12 protein-coding genes and 2 pseudogenes are annotated in these 15,718 nt (G+C 63.4%); 9 read left to right on the plus strand and 5 right to left on the minus strand.

Features of this window, described 5'->3' with window-relative positions; all coding sequences use genetic code 11:
• Positions 1 to 301: 301 nt before the first annotated feature.
• Positions 302 to 478, plus strand: a pseudogene (locus KZ498_RS24700) (amidohydrolase); the annotation flags it as partial.
• Positions 479 to 491: 13 nt separating this feature from the next.
• Here the strand turns inward: KZ498_RS24700 and KZ498_RS13790 are convergent.
• Together KZ498_RS13790 and KZ498_RS13795 are read right to left on the minus strand one after the other, a co-directional pair.
• The gene (locus KZ498_RS13790) at positions 492 to 2,672 is read right to left on the minus strand and encodes an LUD domain-containing protein (protein ID WP_312619532.1); all 2,181 of its coding nucleotides are present in this window, start codon (positions 2,670 to 2,672) and stop codon (positions 492 to 494) included.
• Positions 2,673 to 2,674: 2 nt separating this feature from the next.
• A complete protein-coding gene (locus KZ498_RS13795) occupies positions 2,675 to 3,196 on the minus strand; it encodes an LUD domain-containing protein (protein ID WP_312619533.1) in 522 nt (173 codons plus the stop codon).
• A 305-nt stretch (positions 3,197 to 3,501) separates the two neighbouring features.
• Here KZ498_RS13795 and rhcE point away from each other — a divergent pair, with 305 nt between their 5' ends.
• Together rhcE and KZ498_RS13805 are read left to right on the plus strand one after the other, a co-directional pair.
• Positions 3,502 to 4,530: a 2-keto-3-deoxy-L-rhamnonate dehydrogenase gene (rhcE, locus tag KZ498_RS13800; protein ID WP_312619534.1), complete on the plus strand. Its 1,029-nt coding sequence runs from the start codon at positions 3,502 to 3,504 to the stop codon at positions 4,528 to 4,530.
• Between the two features lie 205 nt (positions 4,531 to 4,735).
• Positions 4,736 to 5,033 (plus strand): annotated as a pseudogene (locus KZ498_RS13805) (fumarylacetoacetate hydrolase family protein).
• A gap of 616 nt (positions 5,034 to 5,649) precedes the next feature.
• Here the strand turns inward: KZ498_RS13805 and KZ498_RS13810 are convergent.
• A complete protein-coding gene (locus KZ498_RS13810) occupies positions 5,650 to 6,417 on the minus strand; it encodes an IclR family transcriptional regulator (RefSeq protein ID WP_312619535.1) in 768 nt (255 codons plus the stop codon).
• Positions 6,418 to 6,734: 317 nt separating this feature from the next.
• Positions 6,735 to 7,769, minus strand: a complete 1,035-nt coding sequence (locus tag KZ498_RS13815) for a galactitol-1-phosphate 5-dehydrogenase (protein WP_312619536.1) — start codon at positions 7,767 to 7,769, stop codon at positions 6,735 to 6,737.
• A 338-nt stretch (positions 7,770 to 8,107) separates the two neighbouring features.
• Here KZ498_RS13815 and KZ498_RS13820 point away from each other — a divergent pair, with 338 nt between their 5' ends.
• The 6 genes from KZ498_RS13820 to KZ498_RS13845 all read left to right on the plus strand — a co-directional run bounded on the left by KZ498_RS13820 (position 8,108) and on the right by KZ498_RS13845 (position 14,861).
• Positions 8,108 to 9,541 carry an extracellular solute-binding protein gene (locus tag KZ498_RS13820; RefSeq protein WP_312619538.1) on the plus strand — a complete coding sequence of 478 codons (1,434 nt, stop codon included), beginning with the start codon at positions 8,108 to 8,110 and terminating at the stop codon, positions 9,539 to 9,541.
• Between the two features lie 43 nt (positions 9,542 to 9,584).
• Positions 9,585 to 10,517, plus strand: a complete 933-nt coding sequence (locus KZ498_RS13825; RefSeq protein WP_312619539.1) for a sugar ABC transporter permease — start codon at positions 9,585 to 9,587, stop codon at positions 10,515 to 10,517.
• Positions 10,517 to 11,401, plus strand: a complete 885-nt coding sequence (locus tag KZ498_RS13830; RefSeq protein WP_312616154.1) for a carbohydrate ABC transporter permease — start codon at positions 10,517 to 10,519, stop codon at positions 11,399 to 11,401. The genes KZ498_RS13825 and KZ498_RS13830 overlap by 1 nt, the downstream gene beginning before the upstream one ends.
• Positions 11,402 to 11,486: 85 nt before the next feature.
• Complete coding sequence (locus KZ498_RS13835; RefSeq protein WP_312619540.1) at positions 11,487 to 12,647, plus strand: ABC transporter ATP-binding protein; 1,161 nt, start codon at positions 11,487 to 11,489, stop codon at positions 12,645 to 12,647.
• A 61-nt stretch (positions 12,648 to 12,708) separates the two neighbouring features.
• Entirely contained in the window at positions 12,709 to 13,362 is a 654-nt protein-coding gene (locus tag KZ498_RS13840; RefSeq protein WP_312619541.1) for a class II aldolase/adducin family protein, read from the plus strand.
• A 26-nt stretch (positions 13,363 to 13,388) separates the two neighbouring features.
• Positions 13,389 to 14,861 (plus strand): rhamnulokinase family protein, encoded by a 1,473-nt coding sequence (locus KZ498_RS13845; RefSeq protein ID WP_312619542.1) that lies wholly within the window; start codon positions 13,389 to 13,391, stop codon positions 14,859 to 14,861.
• Between the two features lie 3 nt (positions 14,862 to 14,864).
• Here KZ498_RS13845 and KZ498_RS13850 read toward each other — a convergent pair whose 3' ends face one another.
• Positions 14,865 to 15,638 (minus strand): glucose 1-dehydrogenase, encoded by a 774-nt coding sequence (locus KZ498_RS13850; protein ID WP_312619543.1) that lies wholly within the window; start codon positions 15,636 to 15,638, stop codon positions 14,865 to 14,867.
• Positions 15,639 to 15,718: the final 80 nt, after the last annotated feature.

Raw genomic sequence — 15,718 nt, forward strand, 5'->3', positions numbered from 1 at the left:
GCGTAGACCGACCGAGCGTATCGCGGAACCGGCCTTCCTCGACACCCACGACAGAGAGGGAATCGGCACCGAAAAGATACTGGCGGGCCACGCCGGCGACGAGTGGCTGCTCGTGGGGTAGAACGGGCGTGCAGCGTCCGAGGGAACTGCCGCCGACACACAGCGCCGCCAGCGCTGCCGGTCGATAAATCACAGCAGTACGTCTGTTATTATCCCAGTCCGCGGGGCGTCCTCTCAGTCCACTTCTGACGCGCACAGCTGACCTACCAGCTCATAAGTGTCGGTATCATTACCGGCTCGCCGACAGGCTCTGGACACCTTCGGCCGGGAACGCGTCACCTGGGGCTCGGACTATCCGAACGTCAGTGACCTGGCGAACTACGCAGAGGTGCGAAACTGGTCCCGAGAAGTCGATTCGGCCTCAAAACGGGACCGGCAGTGGATAACGGACCGGTCGTTCGGTCACCACGTCGGTATCGAACGAGCCGCCCTCAGGTCGCCAACAGCTCGATGGGGTGGCGCGGCTGTCGTTCCAGCAGGGCGTCGATCTGTTCGAGACAGGAGGTCCCGCTGGCGACCACGGGGCGCTCACTCACGCCGTCCTCGCGAAGTTGCGTCCGGAGCCGGTCGCCGACGTCCATGCTCAGCTCGTAGTAGTCGGACTTGTATCCGAAGCTCCCGGCCATGCCACAACACTCGACATCGGACGTGACCACGTCGTAGCCACAGTCTTCGAGGACGGCGACGGTATGGGCTTCGAGCCCGAGCGTCCGCTGCTGGCAGTGGCTGTGGTACGCGATTTCAGCACCGCTAACTGTCGAGAGCGAGTCGAGGGACGCCCCGTTGTCGAGCAGCCCGTAGACGTATTCGAACACCTCGTAGCTGTTCTCCGCAACGGCTGTAAAGGCCGACTCGTCGAGGAGCCGCTCGTACTCTCGCGTGAACATCGCGTGGTCGCTCGGCTCGATGACTACCACGTCGCGGCCGTCTTCGATGTGGGTGTCGAGCGTCTCAGAGACCCGTTCGGCGTGGTCGGTGGCCGTCGAGACCATCCCCTGGGACAGCGGTGCGCGGCCGCTGGAGGGGGCCGGCGGAACCACGACGTCGACGCCCAGCGATTCGAGCACCTTCACGGCGGCCTTGCCGCGGTCGACCTGTACGTGGTTCGTGTACAGGTCCGGGTAGAGCACCGCCCGGCGCTCGGGGTCATCCACCTGCGAATCACGGGCAGCGGCCCAGTCGACGAGTGTCTCTCGCTCGAAAGTCGGGAGGTCTCGTCGCGGGTCGATGCCCAGGACCCGGGACATCGCCTGCCGGGCGACGGTCGTGTCGGCCAGCCAGTTCGACACCGGCGCTGTGGCGCTGCCAAGTTTCGCCACCGTCTCGAAGTTGCCGAAGAAGCGCTTCTGAATGGGGGCTCCTTCGTCTTCTTCGTCGGGAGTGAGCCCGTCGACGAGCCACTCTCCGGGGGTGTCCTTGCCGCGGTTGATCCGGTCCCGGACGACCGTGTTGATCCAGGGGATGTCGATGCCGACCGGGCAGGCGTTCACGCAGCGCGTACATCCGGTACAGAGGTCGTTGAACTCCTCGGCCACGTCCAGCCCCTCGATACCGGACTCCCAGCCGGTCGCGATGCCACCCGAGTACGTCTCCCCGCCGAACGCGTGGCCCCCGACGCTCTGGAAGTTCGCACAGGAGTTCGAACAGGCAGAGCACCGGATGCAGTACAGCGTCTCCCGGAGGTGCTCGTCCTCGCGCATGTCTAAGCGACCGTTGTCGATGAGCACCAGGTGGAAATCGCGGTCGGAATCGAACTCCGACAGCGGCGTCTGGTCGTCGGTGAAATCGACGACCGGCGTGTCAACCGGCGGGGTCAGCAGCGAGACGTACGACGTGATGTCCTGTCCGGTGCCCGACCGACCGATGAGTTCGATGAACGGATGGAGGTCCCCGACCGTCGGAATGACCTTCTCGACGCCGGCGACTGCGACGTGCGTGTCCGTCGCCGCCACCGTCTTGCGGGCGTTGCCCTCGCTGGTGACCAGCGCCATCGTCCCGGTATCGGCCGTGACGAAGTTCGCCCCGGTGATGCCGACTTCCGCGTCGACGATCTGCTCGCCCAGTTTCTCGCGGGCGAAGTGGGTGAGTTCTTCGGCGGTTTCAAGCGGCTCGTCGGGATCGAACCGCTCGTTGAAAAGGTCCGCGATGCTCTCGCGGGACTTGTGAATCGCCGGGGCGACGATGTGGGAGGGAGCTTCGTCAGCGACCTGCAACACCCACTCGCCAAGGTCCGTCTCGACCACGTCCACGCCGTCCGCTTCGAGCGCCTCGTTGACCTCGATCTCCTCGCTGGTCATCGACTTGCTCTTGACGACCCGGTCGGCCGCTCGCTCGTCGACCACGTCGCGGATGTAGTCGTTCGCGTCAGCGGCGTCGTCGGCGATGTACACCGTCCCCCCGTTCGCTTCGACTGTCTCGGTCAACTGGTCGAGAAGATTCGGGAGGTCGGCGATGGCGTCCTCCTTGATACTGCGTGCGGCTTGTTTGAGCTCTTCGTAGTCTTCCAGATCCGCGACAGAGTCGTAGCGCCCCGTGTTGAACCCCTGCGTGTTCTCCGCGATTGCCGCTCCCTCGGTCCGCATCAGTTCACGGAGTTCGTCGGCAGTCGCCATCGTTACGCCCCCTCCTCGACGACGATAACGTGGACCTCTTTCGGACCGTGTGCACCCTTGACGAGTGCGCCCATGTCGGCCGTCGCGCTCGGTCCGGTCGCGATGATCGCACTCCCGCCCGTTTCGTTGAACAGCGCGTCCAGTTCCGCCACCGCCGCGTCCATATCGGGCTGGATGTCGTCCTCGTGCAGGATGGCGACGTGGCGCTCGACGAACAGGCTCACGAGTTCGCTGCCCTGGTCAGTCATCGACAGCACGACCGACCCGTAGTCGCCGACACCGAGTTCGGCGCCGCTTACGCCGGTGGTCGCCTCGCGAAGCGCGACTGGCGTCGGGTCGACTGTGACCGGCGTCTCTGTGAGCGAGAACGTCCCGTCACCGACCGTCCCGTCGAGAGCTACACCGACTGCCGGCTCGGTGATTGCCGCCCTAACAGCGGCTCCGAGTTCAGACTCGGTAGTGCCGGTAACTGTCACCCCTAACTCTTCGAGGGCGCCCTCGAACGTCGCGCGTTTGCGTTCCATCTGTACTCGAACCGAAAACCCACACCGTCATTTAGTTTTGGTCTGCGCCGGAGTCGGACGCCGGAACCCCGTCGAAACGTGTGGACTCAGTCCACTGTCGCTGGGATTTAGTTCCAAATTCCGGCACATTTATTATTTAGGACTCTCCTTTTTTACAGTAGTTGACAATGGTAGACCGTAACTCAGCGAACGGACTGAACGGGCACCAGTATCTGACCGGCCTCGGCACCGACCGAGCACCGGGCGAGACGTCGACCGATAGCGTCCAGGCGTAGCGAGCCACACCAGCGACACTACCACCAATCATGAAAGCAATCGTTCAGACCGGCCCCCGGGAAGTCGAGACACAGGACAGAGAGAAACCGACGATAGGAACCGACGAGGTACTCGTCAAAGTCCACACGGCGGGCCTGTGCGGGAGCGACGCACACGCCTACAAGTACGACGGCGGCTACGAGTGGATTCCGATTCCGCGAATTATGGGCCACGAGTACTCCGGTTCGGTCGTCGAAGTCGGCGATGCCGTCGACGGGTTCGCCGCGGGTGACAACGTCATCGAGGAACCGATACACGACTGTGGCCACTGCTTTCAGTGCAAGAACGGCCAGCCGAACGTCTGCCAGAACTTCTCCATCACGGGGATGCACCGCGACGGCGCGTACGCGGAGTACGTCGCAGTCTCACCGGAGCACCTCCACGCCGTCCCCGCCGACGTGCCGTTACGGCAGGCGGCCGTCACGGAGCCGATAAGCATCGCGACGCGGGCAGTGCTCGAACAGTCGGTGACGACGCCCGGCGACAACGTGCTGGTCGAAGGCCCCGGGCCTATCGGGGTACTGGTCGCCGCCGTGGCCGATTCTCTCGGCGCCAACGTCGTCGTCGCCGGCCTCGACCAGGACGCGACGTACCGTCTCCCGCTCCTCGACGACCTTGGCATCGCAACGGTGAACGTCCAGTCCGGGGACCTCGACGCCCGCGCTGACGCCCAGACAGCTGGTGTCGGGTTCGATGTCGTGTTCGACTCGACGGGGCACCACACCGGTATCGGCACGGCGGTCGACCACGTCCGGAAGGGCGGACAGGTCGTCATGGTCGGTATTCCGAACGACACGAGCGAGGTGACCTTCACTTCGGTCGTCCGCGGTGAGGTCGACGTCAACACCTCCTATGGCTCGACGTGGACCAACTTCGAACAGGCGCTTCGGCTGCTGGAGCGGGGCGAAATCGCCGTCGACGAGATACTGGACACGTCCTATGACGTGGACGACCCGGCGGCAGCGTTCGAAGCGTTCCTCGCGTCCGAGACCTGCAAACCGGTCTTCCAGTTCAGCTGAACCCGCTCGAACGAACGCGGCCAGACCGGTCTATTCGGCGCGACGCTCTCGACGCCTGTCGTCGTCGGTCCGACGGCGAAGGAAGTCCGGCGGCTGACGCGCGACTACGTCGCCGGCTACACCGCTGTCAACGACGTCAGCGGCAGGACGCACAGTTCGCGGACAACAGTTCTTCCGCGGGAAGAGCTACGACACGTTCGCCCCGATGGGACCAGTGCTGGTGCCCGACAGCGAACTCGACCCGGCTGGCTTAGACGTGGCCTGTCGCGTGAACGGCGAGACTAACCAGTCCTCGAACACGGAGATTCATCTTCGACGTGCCGGAACTCGTCGAATACATCAGCGGAATCACCACGCTCCGTCCCGGGGACGTCATTTCGACGGGGACGCCGGGCGGTGTCGGTCTCTTCCGTGACCCGCCGGAACTGCTCGAACCCGGCGACGCTGTCGACGTGGCGACCGAAGGACTCGGAACCCTGCGGAACCCAGTCGTTGCGGAGTGATCTGAAACACGGTTTCGGTCAGGACGTCCGACCTCGGAGATTCTCAGTTTAGAACCGCTGTATGTGGCTACATCTCCGGCTGGAATCCGTTGTGCCGCGACGTCTCGTACCGAGAGTATCCTGATTATTTCAATTATGGATATCTATTGCCACGATTGACACTTCCACTTGGAAAAGTGTACCTATATACTGTGTATGCACATTCAATTATGGGGGAACTGTCTTTTCGACTCCACTGCTCGTCGCGGTATCGGGCGACGACGGGCGAGGCGGCCGCCAATCGCCGTTGCCGTGTCCGGCGCCACTGTCTCACGACACCCACCTGGCTCTCCTGGCCCACTGCTCGTTCTGTGTTGAAGAACAGTATGGATTCCTGCCAACAACACTCCTGAAACACTGGTTCGCCTCACAGGAACCGGGGAACAGAGCGGCCCGACGCCGCGTTGCGGGACACTCCCGAGAGGGGCGGTACCTCCTTGTGGCCGTATGGCCGTCACCCATCTCCGGCAGCGGTACGCAATCGCTGCATTCGCTTCCGGAACCTGACCTCCCCAGTCGAGTGGCCGCAGCTGAACGCTACTCCTAACAGTAGTACGTCCGTTATCCGGGGTCCCGCTCAATTCGATGTGAGGGCGACCTGGATGGACTTCGTCGTGCTGAGGACCTGTCCAGTGATATCTTCCCTGAGGTATCGGCCATTCAGGCGTTCAACGGGGCCACAGACACCTAGCGCGGCGATCCGACTGCCACTGACTTCGGAGAGCGGGGCGGCAACACCGATGATCCCCTCATATTGTTCTCCTCTGCAGAACGCTATACCGTCCTCACGGATCCGGCGCAGTTCTTCGGTGAGTTCGTCCGGGTCCACGATGGTCGCGTCAGTCGGTGCAGCGAGCTCGGTCTCGTCGAGGATTGATTCAACGCGGTCATCCGGAAGTGACGACAGCAACGCCTTCCCCGGAGCGTTGACGTGGAGCGGCAACCGTTCCCCCGCGTGGAACGGGACTGACCAGCCGTCCTCGGGTTCGGCGATCGACACCGGAGCTCCTGCCGTTTCTTCCAGGACGAACAGCGCCGCTGTTTCCCCTGTTGCCGCCGCGAGATTATCGAGCTGCTGTTTCGCCGCCTGATAGAAACCGAGCCCCTCGCGCGTCCGCTCTCCCAGGGCCAGCGGACGGAGCGACGCCTCGTACGTCTCTGCGCGCTTGACCACGTATCCAGCCGCCCGCAATGTCGAGAGGTGGTTGTGGGCGACGCTCTTGGAAACCCCGACGATATCCGCAAGCTCCGTGACGCCTACGGGCCCAGCCGCGTCGACAAGCGCCTCGAGGATAGCCACCGACGTCTGGGTCGCCTCGACCGCATACCGTGGTTCGTCAGTCATGGTACCGATACTACACCCGTCGGTGTCAAAAAGCTGTTCACTAGAGCAGAACAGTTCGGGTCGTGGGACCCGGTGTCGCGGGAAATCATCAATGATTTTTTGCCATAAAACTCCTTCATGCACGACAGCGTACTGTAAAATATAGGTGTTCTGCTCTACAGAACGATTGTGAGGCGGTTTGAGTCACTGTCCAGCGCTGTCACAGATGCCCCTTTCAGACCGTCGCAGGTGCCTCATCGCGCTCTACAACAGCTTCGGTGATGCGTCGGCCCGGGAACGCCGCAAGCGTCCAGGGCTGACGCAGAAATCGAACTCGCTCACTTCCCCTCGCCCGGGATGACCACCTTCTTCAGTCCCTCAGCGTTGCCCATCCGCTCGAACGCCGTCGGGAGGTCGTCAAGCCCGATACGTTCGGTGACGAGCGTCTCAGCGTCGATGCGGTCGTGTCTGAGCAGTGTTATCGCTCGCTCGAAATCCTCGGTCGTCAACGAGAACGAACCGCGGTAGTCGACCTCGTCGAAGAAGACGTCGAACGGACTGACCGCCATTGTCGAGTCCTGGTCGGGAACGCCGAAAATAAGGGTCTTGCCACCCGGCGCGGTCACAGCGTTAGCCTGCTCGATTGTCGGAACGAGCCCGATGGCCTCGGCGCCGACGTCGACCGGTCCGCCGGCTGCCTCGGGAATCGCCTTCTCGGGGTCCGCTTCGTTGGGGTCGATGACGGCATCCGCGCCGAGGTCGGCAGCCAGTTCTCGCCGCTCGTCGTCGAGTTCCGAGACGACAATCGGGGCAGCGCCCGCGTTGCGAAACGCCTGCAGGAGCAGCAAGCCTATCGGACCAGCACCGATGATACCGACACTGTCTCCCGGTCTGATATCGGCTTGTTCGACGCCGTGGACACAGCAGGCGAGCGGTTCGGCGAGGGCGGCCCGCTCGAAGGACATCTCCCCGATATCCTCGACATTGATAGCCGGAACGCGGACGTACTCGGCGAAGGCACCGTCGAGGATGGTGTCACCGGCACCGCCGATACTCGTGTTGTTCTCACAGAGGTGTGTCTCCCCTTTCTTACAGTACGAGCAGGCGTTACAGGGCACTGTGGGGTTGATTGCGACGCGGTCACCGACCGCAAAGCGCTCAACGTCAGCACCGACTTCGGCGACGGTCCCGGCCCCCTCGTGGCCCAGAACGAGCGGCGTTTCGGCGGCGAAGGTGCCGTGATACATGTGATAGTCGGTCATGCAGACGCTACAGGCACCGACCTGAACGAGAACCTCGTCATCCGCAGGCTCCGGTCGGTCACGTTGTTCGACGGTGATCTCGCCGACGCCGGTCAACGTACTGGCGCGCATCAGCCGTCCTCCGATGGTCGGGTCGCGGTCGTCACTGCAACAGTACCTCGGTCGTGAGTTGGTGTGGGTTTGGTCATGAGTCGGTTTGGTCGTAGCCCGCCGTCACTGGCCCGGGTCGGTCGGGCACACAGCGGACTCGACGTCGGTCCGTGCCACTGATGTTTTCGGACTGCGTATTAAAATCTTGCTACGGTCGCCCGTAACCGGGGTGAAGCGGTCTCTCAGGGTGCTTTTGAACTAGTTACTGCCGCAACTCCCGCAGCGAGATGGGTATTCTACCTTACAGATGATTACCTTTATTACCTATCGGTAATTCGATAGGGACGAGGCAAACTGGCATGACCAACTCCAACAGGCGGAAGTTTCTGAAAGCGACAGGTGTCGGACTACTCGGCGGTCTCGCCGGCTGTACGCGCGGCGGCGATGGCTCAGACGGGAGCGGAAGTGACGGTTCGACTGGTGGAAGTGATGGCAGCACAGGCACCGACGGAAACGACGGTGACCTCGCCATCCCACTCAGCGAGTACGACAGTGCGGACATCGACTGGCAGCAGTACGACGGCTCGTCGATCAACATCGGTGCTGTCCAGCACCCCTGGGTCGACGCCATCAAACCCGCGATTCCCGTCTTCGAGGAACTCACCGGGATAACGGTCAACTGGAACATCCTTCCGGAACAGCAGTTCCGAACCAAGCGCCAGACAGACGCCAGTACCGGTGCCGGACAGTTCGACGTCTTCTTCATGGACCAGGTCGTCAACCAGTTCCGCGAGGAGGGGTGGCTCCAGCCCCTCGACCCGTATTTCAACGACGGGAGCCTCTACGACGAGAACTTCTACAAGCCAAACGACCTCTTCGAAGCGTCCCGCTGGCAGGCCCACGGCGGGGGCTACAGCGACAACTGGACCGGCCTGCCGATCACCGTCGAGGTCCAGACCCAGTTCTACCGACAGGACCTCTATGACAAACACGGCCTGGAGGTCGCCGAGACCTGGCAACAGCACCGGGATAACGCCAAGGTCATCCACGAAGAGGAGTCCGACATCGTCGGCACGGCCGGGCGTGGCCAGAAAGGCTACGGGATGAACATCTACATCCTGAACACGCTCCTCCGCCAGAAGGGGACCAGCCTCTGGACCGAGTTCCCGACCGACTCCGGGCTCGACACCCAGGGCGTCATCGAAGCCGCGGAGTGGTACAGCAAACTGCTGCAGGACTACGGACCGGATGGCGCGTCGAGCCAGACCTGGTCGGACGTCCAGGCGACCATGGCGGAGGGCCGCGCCGGCCACATCGTCGCCGACGCCAACATGTTCTGGGGCGGACTGACCAACGACGAGTCCAGTGTCGCCGACACCGTCCGCATCGCGAAGGTGCCCAAACCCGAGGGCGGGTCGCTCTCGCCCAACGCGTTCAACTGGCAGATCTCGACGTCGAAAAACGCCCAGAACTCCGAGCAGGGCTTCCTGTTCATGCTCTGGGCGACGTCACCACCGACCGACCTCTGGATGAACACCGAGAGCAGCGGTGTGTTCTCCGTGCGCCAGTCCGTCTGGGAGAACGACGACTACCGTTCGAAAGTCGGCGAGGACTACGCACAGGTCTCGCTCGAATCCCTGCAGGAGGCCGCACCGGACCCCTTCGACCGGAAGTATCCCCAGTGGGGCCAGCGCTACTCCGAGGAACTCCAGCGGGCCATCGCCGGCCAGAAGTCCGCCGAGGACGCGATGACCCAGGCCGCATCGGTTGCCGAAGACATCTACAGCGGGTAAGGCCGAGAGACAAACCGTACCGGCCTAATTTTCACATACATTCATGAGTACACCCACACAAACGGAAACGACAAACAAGCAGGGTCTCGCCAGGTTGAGCGACCTCTGGAACGAGTACCTCCCGTACTGGTTCATCGCACCGATGGTGGCGGTGATGGTGATGATCACCTTCTTCCCCGGTGCTTATGACCTGTATCTCAGCCTGATCGCGGAGCCGACGCTGAATATCTTCCAGGCGGAGTTCGTCGGCCTGAGCAACTACCAGACGGCGTTTACCCGCGGCGGCGCGGTTCACTCGTTCGTCATCACGATCACCGTCGTCGTCAGTGCGTTGCTCCTGGAGAGCCTTCTCGGGTTCTTCCTGGCCGCGCTCGTCGCTGGTGTCGACGCCGGTCGGACGAAGTCGTTCTACCGGGTGCTGTTCATCATTCCGATGGCCGTCGCACCCGTCTCGCTCGCGACCATCGGCCGGATCATGCTGAACACCGAAATCGGCATCATCCCGTACGTGATCAACACCGCGACGCCGTTTACCGCCCCCGCGTTCCTCTCGGAGATTCCCCTGCTGACGGTGATTCTCCTGGATACGTGGAACTGGACGCCGTTCATGTTCATCATCTTCTACGCCGGCCTCTCGTCGGTACCCAAGACGCTTATCGAGGCCTCACGGGTCGACGGGGCGCCGCTGTGGCGCCGGTACGTCCACGTCATCATTCCCTACATGAAGCCGGTGGTGTTCGTCGCGACGCTGATTCGGCTTATTGACCTGTTCCGCACCTTCGGTGTGGTGTACGGGCTCACGAACGGCGGTCCGGGGACGGCGACCCAGCTCGTGAGCATCAACATCTACGAACAGATGTTCATCAACAACCAGATGGGCGTGGCTGCCGCCATCGCAGTCGTCTACCTGGTCTTCGTCATCGCGATTGCGAACATCGTCATCGCGAAGGTCGGCTTCGAGGGGGTGTGGGACTGATGGCGACCCAGGACACGGCGGTCGACTCCGCGACGGGATCGCAGTGGATCGATAAGGACACGCGGGAGACGATCGTCACGGTCGTTCGGCACACGATTTTGCTGACGTGGTCGTTCATCGTGTTGTTCCCGCTGTACTGGCTGGCTTCGATGTCGTTGAAGCCGCCGGGAACGGCGAACTCGCTGCCGCCGGAGTGGATTTTCCTGCCGACGGTGTACAACTACATCCAGTTGATACAGGACTCGGGGTTCGTCGAGGCGTTCGCCAACAGCCTGGTGATGGTGTCGGCGTCGGTCGTTCTGGTGCTGTTGATCGGCGTGCCGGCGGCGTACGTGCTCTCGCGGTACGACATCCCGATGGAGCGGGACATCCTCGTGTGGATTCTCTCCTCGCGGATGCTGCCGCCGATCGCCGTCGTGCTGCCGTTCTTTATCATCTTCCGGGAGCTGAATCTGTTCGACACGCGGATCGGGATGGTGCTGATGTACGTGAGCATCAACCTCTCGCTGGTGGTGTGGGTGATGAAGGCGTTCTTCGACGGCATCCCCGAGACCTTGGAGGAGGCGGCCCGTGTCGACGGGGCGACCCAGTTCCAGGGCTTTACGAAGGTGGTGCTGCCGGCGGCCAAGCCGGGAATCTTCTCGGTGGCGATCATCAGCTTCATCTTCGCGTGGATAGAGCTGCTGTTCGGGCTAGTGCTGACGAGTTTCGAGGCGGTGCCGGTGACGCTGTTCGTCTACTCGTTCATCGGCTCGCGGTCGATCGAGTGGGGGATGCTCGCGGCCGCCTCGACGGCGATGATCGTGCCGGTGGTCATCTTCCTGATTGCGGTCAACAAGTACCTCGCGGCCGGGCTCAGCTTCGGCGTGGTGATCAAGGAATGACTACGCCGTCTCCGCCACGACGGGTATCGCTCGCGAATCAGGCCCCTGCGGTGGGCATAAATAGCCGCACATTGGAGGAAAACTAATGGCAAAGATCACAATCGACGACGTGACGAAGCGATTCGGTGAGAGCGACGAGTCGATCGTTGCGGTCGACGACGTCTCCCTGGACATCAACGACGGCGAGTTCGTCGTTTTCGTGGGTCCCTCGGGGAGCGGGAAGTCGACGCTGATGCGCATCGTTGCCGGGTTGGAAACGCAAACTGAGGGCGACATCCACATCGGCGACGCCGTGGTCAACCAGCTCGGTCCGCGGGCGCGGGACATCGCGATGGTGTTCCAGAACTACGCGCTGTACCCGAACATGACCGTCGAGGAGAACATGTCGTTCGGATTGAAGATGTCGACGGAGATGTCCGACGGCGAGATAGAAGAGACGGTCACCTCGGCGGCAGAGATGATGGATATCGGCGAACTGCTGGACAACAAGCCCGGCGAACTCTCCGGTGGGCAACAACAGCGGGTGGCGCTCGGACGGGCAATCGTCCGTGACCCGAACGTGTTCCTGATGGACGAGCCGCTGTCGAACCTGGACGCGAAGCTGCGGGCGGAGATGCGAACGGAAATCAACCGGCTCCAGAACGACCTGGACGTGACGACGCTGTATGTCACGCACGACCAGACGGAGGCGATGACGATGGGCGACCGGCTGGTGATCCTGAACTACGGGGAACTCCAGCAGGTGGGGACGCCGCTGGAATGTTTCTACCGGCCGGCCAACCAGTTCGTCGCGGGGTTCCTGGGGTCGCCGTCGATGAACTTCTTCGAAGGGGCGGTCGAGGGCGGGACCGTCCGTGCGGACGGCTTCGACTACGATCTGACCGAGCGGATGCAGTCCTCGGTCGGGAGCCGCAACGAGGTGGTCCTGGGTGTCCGTCCGGAGGACATGACGCTGCACGACCGGGCAAATACGAGCCACGAGTTCGAGGCCGTCGTGGACGTCGTGGAACCGATGGGGAGCATCTCCTACGTGTATCTCAAGGCGGAGTCACAGGGCCACGAGCAGACGTTCATCGTCGAGACGGACGGCCAGCGGCCGATCAGCGAGGGGGATACGGTGTACGTCGAGATTCCCGACGAGGACGTCCACCTGTTCGACGCGAAGTCCGGTGAGACGATCCACCAGCGCCATCTCGGTGACGACGCGGAGATAGCGCTCGAAGAGCAGATGCAACCGGCAGAATAATTACGATAGCGGGTATCGTCTCGCTTGTCCCAGCCAACTGAAAACAACTGACACACAACACATGACAGACCAAGACATTTCACACGACGAGACGCGTACCGCTATCTGCGAGTACGGCCGTAGCCTGCTCGATGACGATTTGACCACCGGAACTGGCGGGAACCTCAGTGCCCGGCTCGACGAGAACCATATCGCGATCAGCCCGTCGGGAATCCCATACGGGGAGATCGAGCCCGAAGACGTTCCGGTCGTGCGGACGGACGGCACTGTCGTCGAGGGCGACGTCGAGCCGTCGACGGAACTCCCGATGCATCTGGCCGTCTACCGGGAACGCCCCGCGGTGGGCGGCGTCGTCCACACCCACTCGCCGTACGCGACGACGTTCGCCTCGCTGGGCGAATCGATACCCGCCTCGCACTACCTCCTCTCGTTCACCGGGACGGAGGTGCCAGTCGCGGAGTACGAAACGCACGCCACCGAGGCGCTGGGCGAGGCCGCCGTCGACGCGCTGGGCGAGTCGTTCAACGCCACACTGTTGCGCAACCACGGCGTGTTGACGGCCGACGAAACGCTGGAAGACGCCTACACGGTCGCGCTGATGGTCGAGTACTGCGCCCGTATCCACCACCAGGCCCGCGCCATCGGTGAGCCGGAAATCCTCCCCGACGAGGAAATCGACCGGCTGGCTGACAAACTCGAGAGCTACGGACAGTGACTACCCGTGCCTGTTCCAACTGACTCATGAACCACGTCGCCATCGACCTCGGGGCGAGCGGCGGGACGGTGTTCCTCGGCGAGGTGACACAGTCGTCGTTCGCCGTGCGGGAAGTCCACCGGTTCGACAACCGACCCGTCGAGCGGGACGGCCGCTACGTCTGGGACGTCGACGCGCTGGTCGACCACATCGGAGAGGGAATCCGAGCCGCAGACGGCCACGCCGACGGCCTCGATACTGTCGGCATCGACACCTGGGGGCTTGATTTCGGACTCCTGGCCGACGGCGAACTGCTCCGGGACCCGGTCTCCTACCGCGACCCCGAATCGACGGCCACACGCGAGCAGGTGTTTGCGGCCGTCGGGAAGCGGCGGCTGTTCGACGCGACGGGCATCACGAACTGGAACACCCCGAACACGCTGTGGCAACTCCACACCATCGCCGAGCGCGAGCCCGAACTGCTCGACGAGAGCGACGGCCTGCTCATGATGCCACAGCTCCTCTCGGCACGAATTGGGGGCCAGCCGGCGGGCGAAGTGACGATCGCCTCGACGACGCAGATGGTGGACCCGGAGCAGCGAGCGTGGGCCACCGACCTGCTCGAGGAACTGTCGGTTCCGACGGACCTGCTCCCGACCCTGTCCGAACCCGGAAAGCGCCTCGGAACCGTCGACGGGACCGTCGTTTCGGGGCTCTCTTCGACGCCGGAGATAGTGACGCCGGCGAGCCACGACACGGCGGCGGCCGTCGCCGGCCTCCCGCTGGTCGAGGACGCCGCGTTTCTCAACACCGGGTCGTGGTTCATCCTCGGCGTCGAGCGAGACGACCCGGTTCGGACGGACGCCGCCTTCGAGCACGCCGTCTCGAACGAGCTCGGCGTCGACGGGACCGTCCGACTCCTGAAGAACGTCAACGGGTTCTTTCTGCTCGAAGAGTGCCGCGAAGCGTGGCGCCAGGCGGGCGAACCGGTCGAGTACGATGCCCTCCTGTCAGCCGCCGAAGCGGCCCAGCCACGGGCCGCGCTCGTCGACACGGACGCCGACACGTTCGGTATCGACGAGCCGATGCCCGACCAGATTCGGGCGTACTGCCGCCGGACGGACCAGCCCGTCCCGACGGGGCAGGGCGGCATCGTCCGCTGTCTCCTCGACAGCCTGGCGGCGAAAACGGCGCTGGAACTCGACGCGCTCGCGGCAGTCGTCGAGGACCCACCGTCCCGAATCGTTCTCGGCGGTGGGGGCGTCCGCAACGAACTGTTCTGTCAGCTACTGGCCGACGCCACCGACCGCCCGGTGTCGACTGGCCCGGTCGAGGCGACGGCTGTCGGCAACGTCCTCACGCAGGCCATCGCTGCCGGGAGCGTGCCGGACATCGAGACGGGTCGGAAGCTGGTCGAGTCGGCGTTCGAGACGACGACCTACGAGCCACGGGCCGCTGGCGAGTGGGCCGATGCAAAAGACCGACTGGCAGCGTTGACCGACGCCTCGTCCGGGGACTGACCCTCACCGCGAGGTGTAGCCGCCGTCCATCACGACGGTCGACCCCGTCATGTACGACGACGCGTCCGACGCGAGGTAGACGACGAGTTCTTTCAGTTCTTCGGGACGGCCAAGCCGGCCCATCGGCGTGTTCTCCACCCATGTCTCCTCCATATCGGGGTTCTCTTCGAGCACCTCGTCGACGAGTTCGGTCCGCATGTAGCCCGGCGCGATGGCGTTGACGCGAACGCCCCGGTCGCCCCATTCGACGGCCATGGACTGGGTCAACATCCTGACGCCGGCCTTCGTCGTGTTGTAACTGGCCTGTGGCTGTGGGACGTTCACGTCGAAGCCCGACATCGAGGAGATGTTGACGATGCGGCCTTCGCCCCGGTCGAGCATCTGCTGGCCGACGTGCTTGGCACAGAGGAAGACGCCGTCGAGGTTGACGGACACGACACGCCGCCAGGACTCGATGCTCGTCTCCTCTACCGGTGCGTTCTCGACGATACCGGCGTTGTTGACAAGCACGTCAATCGGTCCCAGGCGGTCGGTCACGTCCTCGACCATCGCCTCGACCGAGGCCTCGTCGGTCACGTCGACCGCTGTCGCGATGACGTCCGTGTCGCCGTCGAGTTCCGACGCCGTCCGCTCGGCCTTCTCGATGTTCACGTCCGCGATAGCCACGTCGGCCCCCATTTCGGTGAGACCGGTCGCCATCTGTTTGCCGAGGCCCTGCGCCGCACCGGTGACGATAGCCGTCTCTCCTTCGAGGGAGAAACTGTCGAGTACACTCATGCGTACGCTTGGTGCTCCGGAAGCCTCCAGCATAAATGTATGCCCATCGCTGTCACAGTCCCCGGGAGTCCGATATCGGC

The sequence above is a fragment of the Haloarcula sp. 1CSR25-25 genome (assembly GCF_032027985.1).
In the GTDB taxonomy this organism is placed as follows: Archaea; Halobacteriota; Halobacteria; order Halobacteriales; family Haloarculaceae; genus Haloarcula.

What these genes read in the sequence shown, in the direction of transcription:
- KZ498_RS13835 (WP_312619540.1), top strand. Translation starts at nt 11,487, where the DNA reads ATGGCAAAGATCACAATCGACGACGTGACGAAGCGATTCGGTGAGAGC.
- KZ498_RS13825 (WP_312619539.1), top strand. Translation starts at nt 9,585, where the DNA reads ATGAGTACACCCACACAAACGGAAACGACAAACAAGCAGGGTCTCGCC.
- KZ498_RS13820 (WP_312619538.1), top strand. Translation starts at nt 8,108, where the DNA reads ATGACCAACTCCAACAGGCGGAAGTTTCTGAAAGCGACAGGTGTCGGA.
- KZ498_RS13810 (WP_312619535.1), bottom strand. Translation starts at nt 6,417, where the DNA reads ATGACTGACGAACCACGGTATGCGGTCGAGGCGACCCAGACGTCGGTG.
- rhcE (WP_312619534.1), top strand. Translation starts at nt 3,502, where the DNA reads ATGAAAGCAATCGTTCAGACCGGCCCCCGGGAAGTCGAGACACAGGAC.
- KZ498_RS13790 (WP_312619532.1), bottom strand. Translation starts at nt 2,672, where the DNA reads ATGGCGACTGCCGACGAACTCCGTGAACTGATGCGGACCGAGGGAGCG.
- KZ498_RS13845 (WP_312619542.1), top strand. Translation starts at nt 13,389, where the DNA reads ATGAACCACGTCGCCATCGACCTCGGGGCGAGCGGCGGGACGGTGTTC.
- KZ498_RS13830 (WP_312616154.1), top strand. Translation starts at nt 10,517, where the DNA reads ATGGCGACCCAGGACACGGCGGTCGACTCCGCGACGGGATCGCAGTGG.
- KZ498_RS13840 (WP_312619541.1), top strand. Translation starts at nt 12,709, where the DNA reads ATGACAGACCAAGACATTTCACACGACGAGACGCGTACCGCTATCTGC.
- KZ498_RS13850 (WP_312619543.1), bottom strand. Translation starts at nt 15,638, where the DNA reads ATGAGTGTACTCGACAGTTTCTCCCTCGAAGGAGAGACGGCTATCGTC.
- KZ498_RS13795 (WP_312619533.1), bottom strand. Translation starts at nt 3,196, where the DNA reads ATGGAACGCAAACGCGCGACGTTCGAGGGCGCCCTCGAAGAGTTAGGG.
- KZ498_RS13815 (WP_312619536.1), bottom strand. Translation starts at nt 7,769, where the DNA reads ATGCGCGCCAGTACGTTGACCGGCGTCGGCGAGATCACCGTCGAACAA.